The sequence below is a fragment of the Bacillus sp. MRMR6 genome, assembly GCF_001940785.1.
Classification (GTDB): Bacteria; Bacillota; Bacilli; order Bacillales; family Cytobacillaceae; genus Neobacillus.
Genome location: NZ_MSLS01000002.1, coordinates 137,783 through 153,795 on the forward strand (window position 1 = coordinate 137,783; position 16,013 = coordinate 153,795).

Annotated in this window: 16 protein-coding genes; 13 read left to right on the top strand and 3 right to left on the bottom strand. The window is 38.3% G+C overall.

The window, feature by feature from the left end; genetic code table 11:
• The first annotated feature begins 11 nt into the window (after positions 1 to 11).
• Positions 12 to 1,334, top strand: coding sequence for a bifunctional folylpolyglutamate synthase/dihydrofolate synthase (locus tag BTR25_RS02905; RefSeq protein WP_075685987.1), 1,323 nt, complete (start codon positions 12 to 14; stop codon positions 1,332 to 1,334).
• Between the two features lie 73 nt (positions 1,335 to 1,407).
• On the top strand, positions 1,408 to 3,123 hold the full coding sequence (locus BTR25_RS02910; RefSeq protein WP_083652226.1) for a sensor domain-containing diguanylate cyclase: 1,716 nt from the start codon (positions 1,408 to 1,410) through the stop codon (positions 3,121 to 3,123).
• Between the two features lie 54 nt (positions 3,124 to 3,177).
• Here the strand turns inward: BTR25_RS02910 and BTR25_RS02915 are convergent, their stop codons facing one another.
• The 3 genes from BTR25_RS02915 to BTR25_RS02925 are packed head-to-tail and all read right to left on the bottom strand — an operon-like array spanning position 3,178 to position 5,358.
• Positions 3,178 to 4,422, bottom strand: coding sequence for a hypothetical protein (locus tag BTR25_RS02915; RefSeq protein ID WP_075685989.1), 1,245 nt, complete (start codon positions 4,420 to 4,422; stop codon positions 3,178 to 3,180).
• Positions 4,422 to 4,877 carry a prepilin-type N-terminal cleavage/methylation domain-containing protein gene (locus BTR25_RS02920; protein WP_075685991.1) on the bottom strand — a complete coding sequence of 152 codons (456 nt, stop codon included), beginning with the start codon at positions 4,875 to 4,877 and terminating at the stop codon, positions 4,422 to 4,424. Before BTR25_RS02920 ends, BTR25_RS02915 begins: the two co-directional genes overlap by 1 nt.
• Positions 4,864 to 5,358 carry a type IV pilus modification PilV family protein gene (locus BTR25_RS02925; RefSeq protein ID WP_075685993.1) on the bottom strand — a complete coding sequence of 165 codons (495 nt, stop codon included), beginning with the start codon at positions 5,356 to 5,358 and terminating at the stop codon, positions 4,864 to 4,866. The genes BTR25_RS02920 and BTR25_RS02925 overlap by 14 nt, the downstream gene beginning before the upstream one ends.
• Before the next feature lie 265 nt (positions 5,359 to 5,623).
• Between BTR25_RS02925 and BTR25_RS02930 the strand changes: the two genes are divergently transcribed.
• From BTR25_RS02930 to BTR25_RS02980, 11 genes are all read left to right on the top strand, one after another.
• The gene (locus BTR25_RS02930) at positions 5,624 to 6,388 is read left to right on the top strand and encodes a hypothetical protein (protein WP_075685995.1); all 765 of its coding nucleotides are present in this window, start codon (positions 5,624 to 5,626) and stop codon (positions 6,386 to 6,388) included.
• Positions 6,389 to 6,414: 26 nt separating this feature from the next.
• Positions 6,415 to 7,695, top strand: coding sequence for a G5 domain-containing protein (locus BTR25_RS02935; protein ID WP_075685997.1), 1,281 nt, complete (start codon positions 6,415 to 6,417; stop codon positions 7,693 to 7,695).
• 21 nt (positions 7,696 to 7,716) lie between these two features.
• The gene (locus BTR25_RS02940; RefSeq protein ID WP_075685999.1) at positions 7,717 to 9,378 is read left to right on the top strand and encodes a GspE/PulE family protein; all 1,662 of its coding nucleotides are present in this window, start codon (positions 7,717 to 7,719) and stop codon (positions 9,376 to 9,378) included.
• A 12-nt stretch (positions 9,379 to 9,390) separates the two neighbouring features.
• The gene (locus BTR25_RS02945; RefSeq protein WP_075686001.1) at positions 9,391 to 10,440 is read left to right on the top strand and encodes a type IV pilus twitching motility protein PilT; all 1,050 of its coding nucleotides are present in this window, start codon (positions 9,391 to 9,393) and stop codon (positions 10,438 to 10,440) included.
• The gene (locus tag BTR25_RS02950) at positions 10,433 to 11,638 is read left to right on the top strand and encodes a type II secretion system F family protein (RefSeq protein WP_075686003.1); all 1,206 of its coding nucleotides are present in this window, start codon (positions 10,433 to 10,435) and stop codon (positions 11,636 to 11,638) included. Before BTR25_RS02945 ends, BTR25_RS02950 begins: the two co-directional genes overlap by 8 nt.
• 146 nt (positions 11,639 to 11,784) lie before the next feature.
• Positions 11,785 to 12,192, top strand: a complete 408-nt coding sequence (locus BTR25_RS28380) for a prepilin-type N-terminal cleavage/methylation domain-containing protein (RefSeq protein WP_075686005.1) — start codon at positions 11,785 to 11,787, stop codon at positions 12,190 to 12,192.
• The gene (locus BTR25_RS02960; protein ID WP_075686007.1) at positions 12,192 to 12,947 is read left to right on the top strand and encodes a prepilin peptidase; all 756 of its coding nucleotides are present in this window, start codon (positions 12,192 to 12,194) and stop codon (positions 12,945 to 12,947) included. Before BTR25_RS28380 ends, BTR25_RS02960 begins: the two co-directional genes overlap by 1 nt.
• A gap of 16 nt (positions 12,948 to 12,963) precedes the next feature.
• Positions 12,964 to 13,953, top strand: coding sequence for a type IV pilus biogenesis protein PilM (pilM, locus tag BTR25_RS02965; protein ID WP_083652228.1), 990 nt, complete (start codon positions 12,964 to 12,966; stop codon positions 13,951 to 13,953).
• Positions 13,950 to 14,723: a PilN domain-containing protein gene (locus tag BTR25_RS02970; RefSeq protein ID WP_139311159.1), complete on the top strand. Its 774-nt coding sequence runs from the start codon at positions 13,950 to 13,952 to the stop codon at positions 14,721 to 14,723. Before pilM ends, BTR25_RS02970 begins: the two co-directional genes overlap by 4 nt.
• Entirely contained in the window at positions 14,720 to 15,496 is a 777-nt protein-coding gene (locus tag BTR25_RS02975) for a hypothetical protein (RefSeq protein ID WP_075686013.1), read from the top strand. The genes BTR25_RS02970 and BTR25_RS02975 overlap by 4 nt, the downstream gene beginning before the upstream one ends.
• A gap of 28 nt (positions 15,497 to 15,524) precedes the next feature.
• Positions 15,525 to 15,953, top strand: a complete 429-nt coding sequence (locus BTR25_RS02980) for a type II secretion system protein (protein WP_075686015.1) — start codon at positions 15,525 to 15,527, stop codon at positions 15,951 to 15,953.
• The last annotated feature ends 60 nt before the right edge of the window (positions 15,954 to 16,013 follow it).

Genomic DNA, 16,013 nt, shown 5'->3' on the forward strand with positions numbered 1-16,013 from the left:
GGGGGTGCGATATGTTTACTACCTATAATGAAGCCCTTGAGTGGATTCATGGCCGTTTGAGGCTTGGGATTAAGCCGGGGTTGAAGCGGATGGAATGGATGATGGAGAAGCTTGGCCATCCTGAAACAAAGGTGCCGACTGTGCATATTGGCGGGACGAATGGAAAAGGCTCGACAGTTACCTTTCTCCGTTCGATTTTGCAAGCGGAAGGGTATCGTGTTGGAACCTTTACCTCACCATATATAGAACATTTTAATGAAAGAATTAGCATAAATGGAGTGCCCATTAGGGATGAAGAAATACTTGCATTAACAAATGTGATCCGACCTTTAGCGGATGAACTTGAGTTGACGGAGCTTGGTGGCCCAACAGAGTTTGAAGTCATTACGGCGATGTCTTTTTATTATTTCGCTCATTGCAGTGATGTGGATGTTGTATTGTATGAAGTGGGCTTAGGCGGAAGATTCGATTCAACCAATATCATCCAACCGCTAGCTAGCATCATAACAAATATCGGACTTGACCATACTAATATCCTTGGAAACAGTTACGAAGAAATTGCTTTTGAAAAAGCTGGGATTATTAAACCAAGTACCCCTATTTTCACCGCGGTAAAGCATCCTGGTGCTTTGAATGTGATCGAAGCTCAAGCTTCGGACAAGAATGCCACAATATTCAGGATGAATCACGAATTCTTTATAAGCGGTCACCAATCTTTAATGAACGGTGAACTCTTTTCTTTATCTTACGGAAATCAACCAATGAAGGGACTTGAAGTAGGGATGATCGGTGAGCACCAAACCGAAAATGCCAGTCTTGCCGTAATGGCTGCTCAATATTTGAATCAAGCCACGGCATTCAAGATTTCAGATAATGCGATTAGAAAAGGATTGAAAAACGCTTACTGGCCGGCAAGATTTGAAGTTCTATCCGAAAATCCAACTGTCATCATTGATGGTGCACATAATGATGAGGGGATTACTGCGTTAGTGAAGGAAGTTTCATCCCGCTTTACAAACAAACCTATTCACATTGTTTTTGCAGCACTTAAGGACAAAAAGTTAGATGGAATGATTAGTCAGCTCGATCTGATTGCCGATAAAATCTCCTTTGTCAGCTTTGATTTCCCTCGTGCATCAGCTGCGGAGGATTTATTAAAAATCAGCAGTTCGCAAAACAAATTGGCGGTTGATGACTGGAAGAGCTATTTACAAGAAGAAATAGCTTTATTAGAACCAAACGATGTGTTAATCGTAACAGGTTCTCTCTATTTCATCTCAGAAGTGAAACCTCACTTATGTAAAATTTTGAAAAATGACAAGATTTCCTTATGACAAGCTTAGGCTTATTTGTTAAGATTATTCTATTATCTTGAAATCATACTAAATTCAATGGAGGAGGGGAACGATGGGTGTTACACGACAAACAAAAAGAGCAATTTATCTTGTCTATTTGTTATTAGTCCCTGCTGGAATGTGGTTAACCTATAAGACCTATCCTCCTGAAATTGCCGGGAATGGGTTAGATTTACTGGCATTTTTATTACTAACCTCTACCGTTGCCTCGATGCCGATGGTCATTAATAATACACCGATTTTCTTGATTCAATGGGTATCGTTAGCTACCTTTTTAACCTTCGGAATCTTTGTCGAATTGATTTTTGCCCAAGTGGCTGTCATTGTACTACTGCTAAGATTGAAATTACGCAAGGAACAATTTTTTCGCCTTCCATTAAATTTAATTATGTTCTTCCTAGTTTCACTAATCAGCGGCGGTGTGTACTACTTACTCGGTGGTGAAACGGGTCCAAGTTTAATGAACAATCCTCAGGCACTCGTTCTAGCTGGAATTTACGCAATATTAAATTATTCTTTAAATCAAGTGATTATCTCGTTCAACTTTTATTTTATTTATAAACGAAAAGAATCCTACTTTGGTAAAGACTTCGTGGTTGAAACCATTACAACCCTGATTACACTGCCATTAGGTTTGGTGTTATATATGCTGTATCAGCAAGGAGGATTATTGCCACTCTTGCTAGTAGGAATTCCATTCGTTAGTTTATCAATCATCTTCAAGCTTTATTATTCAAGTGAAAAAGTGAACGAATATCTGCAGATGGCAGCTGAAATCGGTCATCAAATGGCTGAACAGTTAAAGGTCAATGATGTTATCGACTTATTTCTTCAAAAGTTAAGTGAGATGCTACCTGTTGATTACGCCTACATCCTTGAAGTGGTCAATGAAAATGAACTTCAATTGATTCGCCGGATTGAAGGTGGGGGTGGCCTCTCAAGTGATAATTTTAGAATTAAAAAACATGAAGGTATTAGTGGCTTTGTTTGGGCGAAGCAGAAGGCATTCCTATATTCTGAAAAAAACGAATGGAGTAAATACACCAAGGGATATGTCCCAGATCATGTGGAAAGTGTCTTAGCAGTACCCATTGTTCGCAATAAGAAGGTTACCGGTGTGTTAATGTTAATGTCCAAACAAAAACATGCCTATGAGAAATCACAACTGATGATTGTGGATATCCTTTGCTCACACTTTGCAGTGGCAGTGGAAAATGCCAAGCACTATGAATTAACAAAAATGCAAAGTGAACGCTGTGCCTTAACGAAATTATATAATTATCGTTATTTTGAAAACCACTTAAATGAGGAATTTACGAATTTGGAGCTTTTCAAGCGGAAGGTATTATCGTTAATCATTCTTGATATTGATCATTTTAAAGCCGTTAATGACACGTATGGACATCAAAGCGGTAATGAAATCCTTTGTGAACTTGCAGAAAGACTAACAAAATTAGTGAATGGACGCGGAACACTTGCCCGTTACGGCGGTGAGGAATTTGTCATTCTTTTACCTGATGTCGAGAGGCAAGAAGCTTTTCAAATGGCAGAACTAATTCGGCAATCGATTGCAAACTGGCCATTCATACTGCAGCAGTCACTTGAATTAAAGCAGCAACAAGTTAAGATTACGGCTTCGATTGGGGTTGCTACAGCACCAGAGGATGCGGAGGATTCGCTTGCACTGATCAGACATGCTGATAGAGCGCTTTATGTTGGAGCGAAGAGAGCGGGAAGGAATCGGGTTGCGGAATATTCATCATGTTAAGAAGAGGTGGGAAAGAGTTGTACTTACAACTCTTTCCCACCTCTTTTTTGGATATTAATATTCAACATCACTAATAACGGGACTGATTCGATCTCCCCAGTTGATCTGGAAGGAAGGTGGAACATAAGTACCACACTGTTGAACAAATTCATTGTGAGTGACTTGATACTTCTGATCTGCTGTAAGAGTAGTAGTATTTCCACTCTTCAACACTTTCCCTCTAACAATTAGTCTCTTTGGGTTGTTATTGGTAGGAACGGTAATACTATTACTGTATGTTAAGTCACCAAAAACACACATTTTAGAATTGGAAGAGATGTTTAAAAAGTTAACAGTTGCATTTTCTCCAACATAGGCAAAAGATCTGCTAGATATATCAAATTGTTGTGCTGTTGTTAAATTCCTTCTAACGAGCAGTGTTGAATCCGTATCAATTTTCAAGTTTTGATTAAATGTTGCGTTTCCATTTGTTTCAATTGTTAAGTTTGTTTGGCTGTTCATATTTTTACCGAGTATTAAATCCCCTTCAGCATGAATCTTAATATTACTATTATTATTTTCATTACCTGTTCCAGTCAAAGTTAAGCTGCCGTTTGTGTAAATTGTCAAATTATCATTTAGTAAGTTATTACCAGTAAAACTTCCAGGTCCATTGATATAGACTTTATTATCACAACCCGTTAGAGTTGTACATTCATTTACTCTAGGCTTTAAAATATTATTATAGGTAGGCAATTGGTAGTAGTTGGGATTTTCAGTTGTTGGCAAATTTACAATTGTATCTAAATCGATAACCATTTTTGTATCGAGCGTCGTTTGTTTTCCATTCTCTCTCCCAATAACATTGAAATTGATATTTATCTTATAAGAGTCCGCAGCAGGATTCGCTACAGAAACAAAATCCTTAATAAAGAATTCTGCATTAGGATGTTCATCAATTTTTATTGGGGGAGTAACTGTTGTTGTAGGCAACATACTTTGTAGCTCTTGAGCCATTTTAATAGTTGCTTCACGTTTAAAATCCTTTGTTGTGGAAGCACCGGCTGCTGCCATAACTGTACTAACATGGCTGTTCACTATACTTTGTTTTGATTCGAACATCCGTTGAATCTCTACCTGGAAATAAGAAATGCCCATTTCCGCTGCAGCCACGGTACGTGTCCGCTGCTCAACTACTTCATTTTGCTTTACACTGGAAAATGCTTGTCCTATAAATGAGAGAAACACAACTGAAAATACAGTTACAATTAACAGGACGGAGATTAAAGCATATCCTTGTTCATTATTTTCCTGATTCATTAATATTGAACCCCCTTTACTCTATAGAGAAATGTATTTAATGTGATTTTATTATCTGGATAGCTTTTATCACTAGTAGTTATTTTTAAACGAACATTGTTTAGATTCGGATTAACTGGGTTCGTTACTGAGTTTTGAATCTCAAACTTAAAGCACATATTAGGATGGCTGTAAACATCTGTTTTTGTTGTAGCATCCCTATTAACTATGTTAACTGTAATTTTACATTCATCTGTAGAATTTAGTATTTCGTATTGCTTAGCAGTCTGGTGAGTGGTTGTTAAATTGGTTATTAATAGGTTGGTTTCTTGCTGTATGAAATTTTTCGATATTGCCTTCTGTGAAAAGGAGTAGCCTTGAAAGAAAATACTCCAAATAATAATACTGATGACAGAGAGCAATGTTAGGGTAGCTAGAACTTCTACTAATGTTAGTCCACGTTCATGGCGTAGCAACAGCTTCCCCTCCCATTCTTTTTACATATCCATAGGTTTCGCTAATAATATTACCTCTCTCATTAAATAGTTGAACAATAATTTGATTTACCTGTGTTGTACTAGCATTTATTTTCGGAGATTTTTTTATTTTTATTTTCACATCATATTGGGCCTTTGTTGTTTCAAAATAATAAAACCCACTATCAGGCACATCATAATAAAAATTAGTGTAGGCAACTTTATCATTACCTGCTATTGGTGTAAATCCGACAGTATGGTTTTTTTCTTTGATAAATGCTTTTACTTCTGCAGCATCTTGCCAATCAATAAGGACTTCCTTTACGATGTTAATTGCTTGGGCTTTATCCTCATTGTGATTATTCAACATCCCCATTTGTGGAAAAATACCCATCATAGAGATTAGGACAATAGACAAAAGTGTGATGGAAGCAAGCACCTCTACTAACGTTACACCTTCTTCATTATTTAAAAGTTTCATTTTAATCAATCCCTTCTTGGGAGGAAAAATTTTAATTTCTAGTTTATTAGATATATATTAACAGAAACCACAGACAATAATTAACAAAAAACAGTATTTTATACCCACAAATGTTTTCCAGCTTCTTTAAAACTTGTTAAAAGTATTATACAATATTTAGTAGGCGAAATTTGTCTATATTTCGTACACATGTACAAAATATATAAATTTTTGATATAAAATGTAGTTTTATAGAATCTTGTATAAATAGAGAGGGCGTGGCTGGATGGTTTCATTATTTTGGGCCTTTGGGTCTATGTTGACTGTAATGTTGATTATTTCGTTTTTACCGCTTGGAATTACAGTGAAGGGAAAGCTTACCGTTGTCTTTGTTGGCTTTGTCCTGGCACTAGGTGGACTAGCAGCAGTTTCCACTTTCTCAGTATGGGCCGCGTTGGTATTATTACTTGTGCTCTCCTTTTTTGCTGCTTATATCATGGACAGTCGGTTGTCAGCTTCGCTTTACACTTTGAAATTACAAGCTGAGGATGTTGTCACAGAGACTAATTCAGTATCCTATGCAGATACACAACAGGCAATGTCTGATGAACTGGATTTCTTAGATCTATCAGAAGTCCAAATGGCTCCTACGTTGGAAGAAGCGGAGGGTAACCTTGATATTGAAGTTGCTGCACTATCTTTAGAAAAAGAAGATACACTTGAAATCATAGATGATGAGATTTCTTTTTTACAAGATCGAAATGTTGATCAGGACATAATAGTAGAAGAACATATAAAAGAAGAGGAACCATTGGAAACAGGGTACTTATCAGAAATAGAAAATATGCTTTTAGACGAATCTGAAACAGATGATTTACCAGTATTAGAAGAAGAAGACTGGTTAGCTGAACTTGAAGATTTTGCACCAGAGACGAAGGACGATAAGGCAGAACTTGACAACCACCTATTAGAAGAATTATTTATCGCTTCGAAAGAGGCTGCAAGTGATAAAGAGGAAACTCCTCTTAAAAAGCTCGAACTACAGAAATAAGGATAAACAGAAGGGGGGCAAATCTTTTGAGTAGTAAATACCAGCAACTAATGAAATTATTTACTGTTCTATTTTTAACTACAGCCGTGATTTTTAGTTCTTCTCACTTTGGCTCAGAAGCATTTGGGAAGTTTTCGAACAACGATGGAAAATTCTATGAAGGCACAACGATTGGTTCTGTAAACCTTACAGGTAAAACAGAGAATGAAGCCATTGCTATGTTGGAAGAAAAGTATGTGGAATGGGTCAATAGTACTAAGATTACTCTTCAATATAGTGAGAAAACCGTTAATTTCGATGTGAACTTATTTCAATTTGATGCTACCGAAACGGTCCTGAACCTTAAAGAGGGCCAGAATAACCATGCTAGTCTTACGATCGACCTGTTACAAGTAGAAGAACAAATTAATGTGCTTTTCCAACAGGTAGATAGTAAAGAGATCGAACTTACAAAGCTTACGGCAGATTTAACAAACACTGCTTCACAGCTTCAAAGTGGAACGTTTAGTTTTGCTTTAAACAAAGACTATTTATTAGTAGCGAATAAGAAAGCTGTAATCAGCGAGGTTGTCGTTGAATTAGATTCCGTTTCAGATGAATTATATAGTCTAATAAAAAACAACCCTGAAATTGTAATTGCCGAAGAAGCTGTCTTTTCATTCCTAGAATTTGCTAAGGCACAGAAAGTTGAGAATAGCTCTGCCCTAGATTTGTTGGCAACGGGGATTTATCAAGCAGTACTTCCTACTAATCTCTCAATTAAAGAGAGGAGTATCAGCGGCTCACTGCCAAGCTATGCCGAGTTAGGCTATGAAGCAATGGTAAATAGTGCAAAAGGTGTCGACTTGGTAATCGTCAATCCGAATAATGCAACATATACACTAGGATTTGACTTAGTGCCTGGAAGCTTAAAAGTTACCTTAATGGGTGATCAGCTGCTATATAAATACGAAATTAGCAAAAAAGACCAACAGGAATTAAAGCCGAAAACAATTATTCAATACAGCCCGTTACTCTTACCAGGAAAAACAAAGGTTGAAAATGCAGGGGCAGATGGGAAAATTGTAAAGGTTTATCGGAATATTTATGAAGGCAGTCAGTTGTTAAAAGCTGAACTGATTTCAGAAGATTATTACCCGCCGGTATTTCGTGTCGAGATTCATGGTTTAACAGGCAGCACTCAAACTGGAACGGGAACAAATACCACAGGGCAAACAACTCCATCTGAAAGTCAATCACCGTCACCATCTAACACGGAACAGCAGGATAATGACCTTTGGGGGAAAACAAATGAACAACCAAAATAACAACATAAGAAGTGATCATAAATGAAGCAAACACGTAAACGTCTTGGCGATTTGCTAATTGAAGAAGGGCTAATTACCGCTGAGCAGTTAGCAACGGCTCTTGCAGATAAAGCGGCTAATCAAAAGATAGGCGATGCTCTCTTACAAAGAGGCTATATTACCGATCAGCAGTTAGCAGAGGTTCTTGAGCACCAGTTAGGAATTCCGCACGTTAATCTATTGCAATATCCTTTTGATACTAATCTGTTTTCATTAATTTCAAAAGATACAGCCAGAAGAAATCTTATCATTCCTTTAAAAAAAGATGGGAATAAGCTTTACGTCGCGATGGTGGATCCAATGGATTTCATCGTAATCGATGACCTCAGGTTGTCAACGGGATTCAATATTGAAACAGTCATCGGCACAAAAGATGATATTATCCGAGCGATTAATAAATATTACAATACGGACGAAGATTTAGAAGAGCTGTTTGACGACCTGTCTTCAAAAGACAGGGGACAAGATGATGATGTTACTAACCTAGATTCACCGATTGTCCGTCTCGTCAATCAATTGCTGACGAACGCAGTCGTTCAAAAGGCTAGTGACATCCATATTGATCCGCACGAAACAAAAGTAGTGGTTCGTTATCGTGTTGACGGGGTATTACGTGTGGAACGGGTGTTACCGCGAAATATGCAAAGTGTGTTAACGGCGAGAATTAAAATTATGTCCAATCTGGATATTACCGAGCACCGTGTACCTCAGGATGGACGGATCAAGATTAACCTTGACTTCCATCCCATTGACCTCCGTGTATCGACTTTGCCGACCGTTTATGGCGAAAAAATCGTAATGCGGATTTTGGACATGGGTGCTGCATTAAATGATTTAAATAAAATAGGATTTAACACTCTTAATTTAAAACGATTTAACGAGATGATTGAACAGCCGACCGGTATCGTTCTGATTACAGGTCCAACAGGTTCGGGTAAATCCTCGACACTATATGCAGCATTAAACAAGCTGAACAGTGAACAAGTCAACATCATTACGATTGAGGATCCTGTAGAATACCAGTTAGAGGGGATCAATCAAATTCAGGTCAATACCAATGTTGGGATGACCTTTGCTGCCGGACTGCGTTCCATCCTTCGTCAGGATCCAAACATTATCATGGTAGGGGAAATTCGTGATAAAGATACAGCTGAAATTGCCGTACGTGCTTCATTAACAGGACACTTAGTGTTAAGTACTCTGCACACGAACGACTCATTAGGAACCGTCACCCGACTAATTGATATGGGTGTTGAACCATTCTTGATTGCCTCTTCCTTAACCGGAATCGTCGCTCAGCGTCTAGTTCGTAAGGTGTGCCGTGACTGTGCAGAGGTGCAGGAGCCATCCAAGCGTGAGATAGAAATCTTTGCAAGGCGCGGGATGAAGATCGATAAAATCTCCCGTGGAAAAGGCTGTGCTTCCTGTAATATGACAGGCTATAAAGGGAGGGTGGCACTTCATGAAGTGCTTGTCCTTAATGATGAAATGCGCCGAATCATTATGAATGATGATTCTTTTCAAAAGCTAAAAGACCAAGCGATAAAAAGTAAAACCATCTTTTTGATTGATGATGGGTTGTTGAAAGTGAAGCAAGGTATCACCACTACTGAAGAAGTTTTACGTGTTGCCACTCTGGAGTAGGAGAACTGACAAATGAAAGAAAAAATTGACAATATACTGAGGGCAGCGCTTGAATTTAAAGCGTCCGATGTGCATTTAACCGTCGGTGTCCCACCTGTATTCCGGATTAATGGAGATATGAAAAGGTACGGTAAGGATATTTTGCTTCCTGATGATACCGAAGAAATCGCAAAACTGACCATCCCGGAAGATATGTATGATTTATTTAAGGAAAAAGGTGAGCTTGACTATTCATACGGTATTCCTGGGCTATCACGGTTCCGTGTGAACGCCTACCACCAAAGAAAAAGTGTTTCCTTGGCACTCCGTGTAGTGGCTTCCAAAACACCGACACTTGAAGATTTAGATTTACCTGAAATTGTAGCAAAATTAGTTGAAAAGCCTCAGGGCCTCATTCTTGTAACTGGGCCTACAGGTAGCGGTAAATCAACTACGCTTGCTTCAATGATCGATTATGTCAACAGAACCATGCGTAAGCACATTGTTACCCTTGAAGATCCGATTGAATATCTCCATAAGCATAATAATTCAATTATTGACCAGCGTGAGGTCGGTTTTGACACCAAATCATATGCAAACGGACTAAAGGGTGCACTAAGACAAGACCCTGATATTATTCTAGTTGGGGAAATGCGTGACTTAGAGACAATCGGGATTGCGATTACCGCTGCCGAAACCGGGCACCTTGTATTAGGGACGCTCCATACATCAAGTGCTCCGTCAACGATTAACCGGATTATCGATGTTTTTCCACCTGCACAGCAGCCGCAGATTCGTGTCCAGCTTGCTTCTGTATTAGTAGGTGTCATTTCACAGCGTTTGTTCCCTACTGTTGATAAAAAAGGCAGGAAGGCAGCAACAGAAGTGTTAGTAAACAATCCTGCGATCGCTAACCTAATTCGTGCTGAAAAAATCCATCAAATCCAAAGTACAATGCAAACATCCCGTGCCCAGGGAATGCACACGCTTGAAATGAGTATAAGAGACTTACTAGACCGAAACCTGATTCAAAAAGAAGTAGCAGTAAAATACCTACAAGAAAAGATGATGCTCGATGGCTAGGTTCAAATTTGACGGACGTGACCGGCGCGGAAAACGGCAGGGCACCGTTAACGCTGCCTCAAGAAGAGAGGCAATGCTCAAGCTGAAAGAAGAAGGTATCCGTGTTATTGAAATGAAGGAAATTCCGGAAACGTTAATGACGAAGGATCTAACTTTTGGTAACCCTGTTAAGCTGCAGCATTTTGTTATTTATTTAAGGCAGTTTGCCACCTTATTGAAGGCCGGGGTAACCCTAGTAGAGGCTACCTCTGTACTTGCAGCTCAAACAGAGAGTAAAGCCCTAAAAAAAGCCTTGCTAGATGTGGAGCAAGAGCTTCGTGAGGGAAATCCTTTTTCTGATGCTGTTTCAAAGTATAAGAAGATTTTCAATTCGATGTTTATTAATATGGTAAAAGCAGGGGAAGTCAGCGGTAATTTAGATGAAACACTTGAAAAACTAGCGGATGATTTTGAGAAACAGCACGATACTAGAGCCAAAGTTGTCTCTGCATTAACCTATCCAGCTGTTATCGGGATTCTTGCCATTGGTGCGGTAATTTTCCTGCTTGTTGGGGTAGTTCCTACCTTTGTTACGATGTTTTCTGATATGGGTGCAGAGTTACCAGGAATTACGAAGTTTGTATTAGCTGCAAGTGAATTTATGCAAAAGTTCTGGTGGATAGTCTTTCTAGTTATACTCGCGTTTGTATTTTCGATTATGTATATGAAGAAAAACAAAAAAACGAAGTATTACTTGGATTACTTCATGTTAAGAATGCCGATTTTTGGAAACATGATGCAAAAGGCTGCACTAGCCCGAATGATGAGAACACTTGCTTCGCTATTTTCAAGTTCTGTTCCGATATTACAAGCGATGTCGATTGTAGAAAAAGTAGTAGAAAATGAAGTCATCGCGAAGGTAATACGCGAGTCGCGTGACTCCCTAGAAAAAGGGCGTTCTATGACAGAACCAATGAGTGACCACTGGGTCTTTCCACCGCTCGTGACACAAATGATTTTGATCGGTGAGGGAACAGGGGCATTAGATACGATGATGTCAAAAATTGCTGATTTCTATGAAAAAGAAGTCGATCAAGTGACCGATAGACTCAAGTCGTTAATCGAACCGATCATGATTGTATTTTTAGCAGGGATCGTCGGGGTCATTGTACTTTCCATTATGATGCCAATGTTCTCCATGTTCGACCAAATGAGTTGACAAAACTAGACAGAAAATTCACTAATATTACAAAGAGGTAAAATTTGTTACAGCGATTGATAAAAATCTACTTTTCTTTCACTGTCATTTATTGTATACTCATAGAGAAATATTACTAGGTTCATAGAACCAGAAGGAGACGGAATATGATTAAAAAATTAAGTTCAAAATTAAAAGAACAAAAAGGCTTTACATTAATCGAATTACTAGCAGTTATTGTTATTTTAGGGATCATTGCGGCGATTGCGATTCCTGCGATTACGAGTGTTATTTCAAAATCAGATAATAAAGCTAAGGTTCAAGAAGGCATACAAATAGTTAATGCTGCAAAGCTATATATTGCTGATACTAGACCGGCAGCTAACGAAGATATTACTCATGCAAAACTAGGAACTTACCTAGATAAGGTAAAAGTAAATGGGTATACTGTAAAGGTAGTTTATACAGCATCAGGAAACTATACTTATACTCTAACAGATCATCCGGCTGAAGATTTGGCTGACAAAGGAACAGATGGTGCTTCAGAACAAGAATTATTAGAATATGTAAAATAATGATTGGGTTTATTGTTTTTTTATATGGTTTAGTTTTAGGGTCTTTTTTCAATGTTGTTGGACTTAGAGTTCCAATAAAACAATCAATTGTTACTCCGGGATCGGCTTGTCCAACTTGTAGGCATCAATTGAAACCATATGAACTTATTCCAGTAATTTCATATTTGCTTCAAAAAGGGAAATGCCGCGGCTGTCAGTCGCGGATTTCTCCTATCTATCCCTTTTTTGAATTATTGACTGGCGTTCTTTTTGCCACAGCACCACTAGTTATTGGCTGGTCCGGAGAATTAGTCGTTGCTTTAACACTAATTTCAATGTTTATCATTATTACCGTATCAGATATACATTATATGATCATCCCTGATAAGATTTTAATCTGGTTTACAGGGATTTTTTTATTGGAACGAATTTTTGTACCGCTAACACCATGGTGGGACAGCCTGCTTGGTGCAGTAACTGGGTTTACACTTCTTCTTATTATCGTTCTTGTCAGCAAAGGCGGGATGGGTATGGGAGATGTGAAGTTATATGCGTTACTAGGATTTGTCCTAGGTTTCAAGCTTGTGCTCTTATCTTTCTTTTTTTCTACCCTATTTGGAGCCGTTATCGGTGGATTAGCATTGCTCTTCAAACTTGTCAAAAGAAAGCAGCCGATTCCGTTTGGTCCATTTATTGCAGCTGGGACATTAACCGCCTATTATTGGGGATCGGATTTAATAGATCTATATTTACAGTTTCTAAATCAAGGATTTTAAGTAAGGGGTTATAGATATGGCATTTTCCCTTTTTTCAACAAAAAACCGAATAATTAATCTCGTCATCAATGACCACTCGATTCGTTTCGTTGAACTGAAACAATCAAAACCCCCTGCTGCACAAAAATGGAACGAACGTTACCTGCCGCCAGGTATTATAACCGACGGAAGGATTGTCGATCTGGATACGCTGACGAATATTCTCGAAGAATGTATTGACGACTGGAAGATTAATCGCCGTTCGATCCGCTTCATCGTACCAGATTCACTGGTGATTATTCGTAAAGTCAGCATACCAGTTGATATTCAAGACGATGAAATAAAAGGGTATCTCTATTTGGAACTTGGCTCAAGCATTCACTTGCCGTTCGAAGAACCAGTGTTTGACTATTATCCGCTTTCTAATAACGGGAAAACAAAGGACTTGCTTTTATTTGCCGCTCCTGAACAGTTTGTCATGCAATATGCTGAATTATTCTCCAGCCTTAAACTAAGCCCAATTGCTGCTGATATTTCTCCTTTATCACTCTATCGCTTGTATCACTATCTTGAACTTGCAAGTGAGAAAGAGGTTCTGTTTACGGTTCAATTCGACTTAACAAGTGTAAATCTGTGTATCTTTGAAGAGAGTGTACCATTGGTAATGCGCCAATTCGCTCTACCTTTTAATATCGATAATTGGGAAATCAAGCAGGATTTATCTGGCTTGATGGAATACAAATACAGTGGAGATCCTGAAGAGTTAGTTATTCAATTTGAAGATATCTTCAAAGAAATTAACAAGCTTTTGGATTTTTATCGCTATACACTTAGCAACAATGAGAAAAAGGATGTTACGAAGTTTCTACTAAACGGCGATCATCCGATGCTAACGGCCATTTACGAAGAAATGAAAGAAAGATTCGAGATTCCTCTTGAGAGGATCAGTTTTGATTCTGAAATGAAAGGAAGCGTACCGGCTAATCTATTTTTATCTTTAGGTCTCGCTTTAAAAGAGGTGCAATGATGCTAGTAGAAATTAACCTGCTTCCTCAAAAAGAACGTGGAAAAAAAGGCCTTATCCTGATGCTGGTAAGCTTTGCTGTCCTATTAATAGCAGTCGGCGGCGTTTATTTATGGCAAATTCAACAGGTGAGAAGTGATATCGCTGCAGTTGACCAACAAATTGATACCACTAAAAAGCTTGCTGAAATTGAACAAAACAATGCCGGGAAAACCGAAGCACAGTTATCTGTTACTGTATTAAAAAATGCTGTGAGTTGGGCCGATAACTACCCGATTCAAACCGTTCCAGTTATGCAACATTTAACTGGATTACTGCCAGAACGAGGCTTTATTCAAACCTTTGGTTATACAGAAGCTGGTACGGTTACTCTCTCTGTTCAATTTGATAGTTCTAGGGAAGCAGCATACTTCCTAGATAACCTAAACGAGTCAGACTATATAGACGAAGCGAGTCTTAGTTCATTAGCCGCACAAGAGCTTGAAGAAGCGAAAGAAACGGCCACTACTACATCTGGAACTCAAACAGTTGATAATCAGTTGAATACTAACGATAGTTTTATTGTTACAATTGACCCTAATGATCCTTCTAGATTCATTTTTACTCCGGTAAAACCAAATGAAAGTGAATCTGCGAACACACAGCCAGAGATAAAGTATCCGACTAACAAATATGTACCAAGATATATTGGACAGTTTGAGATTAAATTCACAAAGGAAACGATTAAGCAACTCATAAACAAAGGTAATGGAGAAGAGGTGACAGCATCATGAAGCTTCGACTTTCAAAAAGAGAAAAGCTAGTAATGTTGTTTGGCATCCTCCTAGTGGCGTTATTCATCACCATTGTTCAATTCATGATGCTTTCACCCCTGAAAACTGACCTTGAAACGAAAGAGCAAACACTGAAGACAGAACAAAAGCTATTAGAGACCATCACACAGAAAAAAGCAGACGAAACGACAAAAGTTGTAGAGGATACTAGGGAACTACAGAAAAAAGTTCCAGTAGCACCCCTTCAAGAGCAATTTGTACTGGACCTTGAAAGGGCAGAAACTGTTTCTAGCAGCTTGGTTAAGTCGATGAGCTTTGCTAAAGATGTGGATGTACCAGTTGCACCCCCAGCACCGGAAACGGCGGCTAATGGCGAAACAACTGATGAGGATCTAGAGGTTAAGACGGTTCAGGAAGTGACTGCTGAACAGGAAGCTCAGGCAGCTAATACTGTTACTGGCTTAAAAAAGCTAACCATTAGCTTAAGTGTAGAATCACCAACTTATGGAGATCTTGAGAAGTTTATTAGCACACTTGAATCATTGAATCGAATTGTCGTAGTCGAATCGATAAGTTATTCGGGCGGTAAAGAAATTACTAGTTTAGATAGTAAAGATGCAGAAGAAAAGCTAACCTACAGTCTAACGGTCTCTGCTTATTACTTGCCTACCTTAAATGATTTAATAGCTGATCTTCCAAAGATTGATGCGCCAGGACCTGCTAACAAGAAAAACCCATTAAGTGCATCTACTAAATTGAGTGGAAATAACTAAATAATAATCATGGCAAAGGGCACTTTCTATGAAAAAACGAATGAGTTGGAATCAAAAAGGATACACACTTGTTGAATTATTAGCAGTCATAGTAATCTTAGGGATCATTGCATCAGTAGGCCTCGTATCGATTGATAGTGTAATCGCTAATTCAAAAGATAAAATCTTTGTTAATAATGCAAAAGCGATCTTACATGCAGCTGAGTTATATCTGAATGATGAAGTTGAAGATAGAAACAGTATAGCTAAAATCACTTATGAAGAATTGTTTAACAAGAATTATATTAATGAATTTTATGACCCATACACTGGAGAGGTATTATCTCCATCTGAAATCACTTATGTTGAGTTAATTGATGGGAAAATTTCTTCAGTGTGTTTATATGGAGAAAATCGTAACCTTTGCACAGAGATTGACAATATCTCGGTAGGTCTAATTAAATTCAACAACAATTAAAAAATTTGGCGAAAGCATCTAGTAACAAGACGACAAAAGTCTTGTTATTTTTTTTTGTAC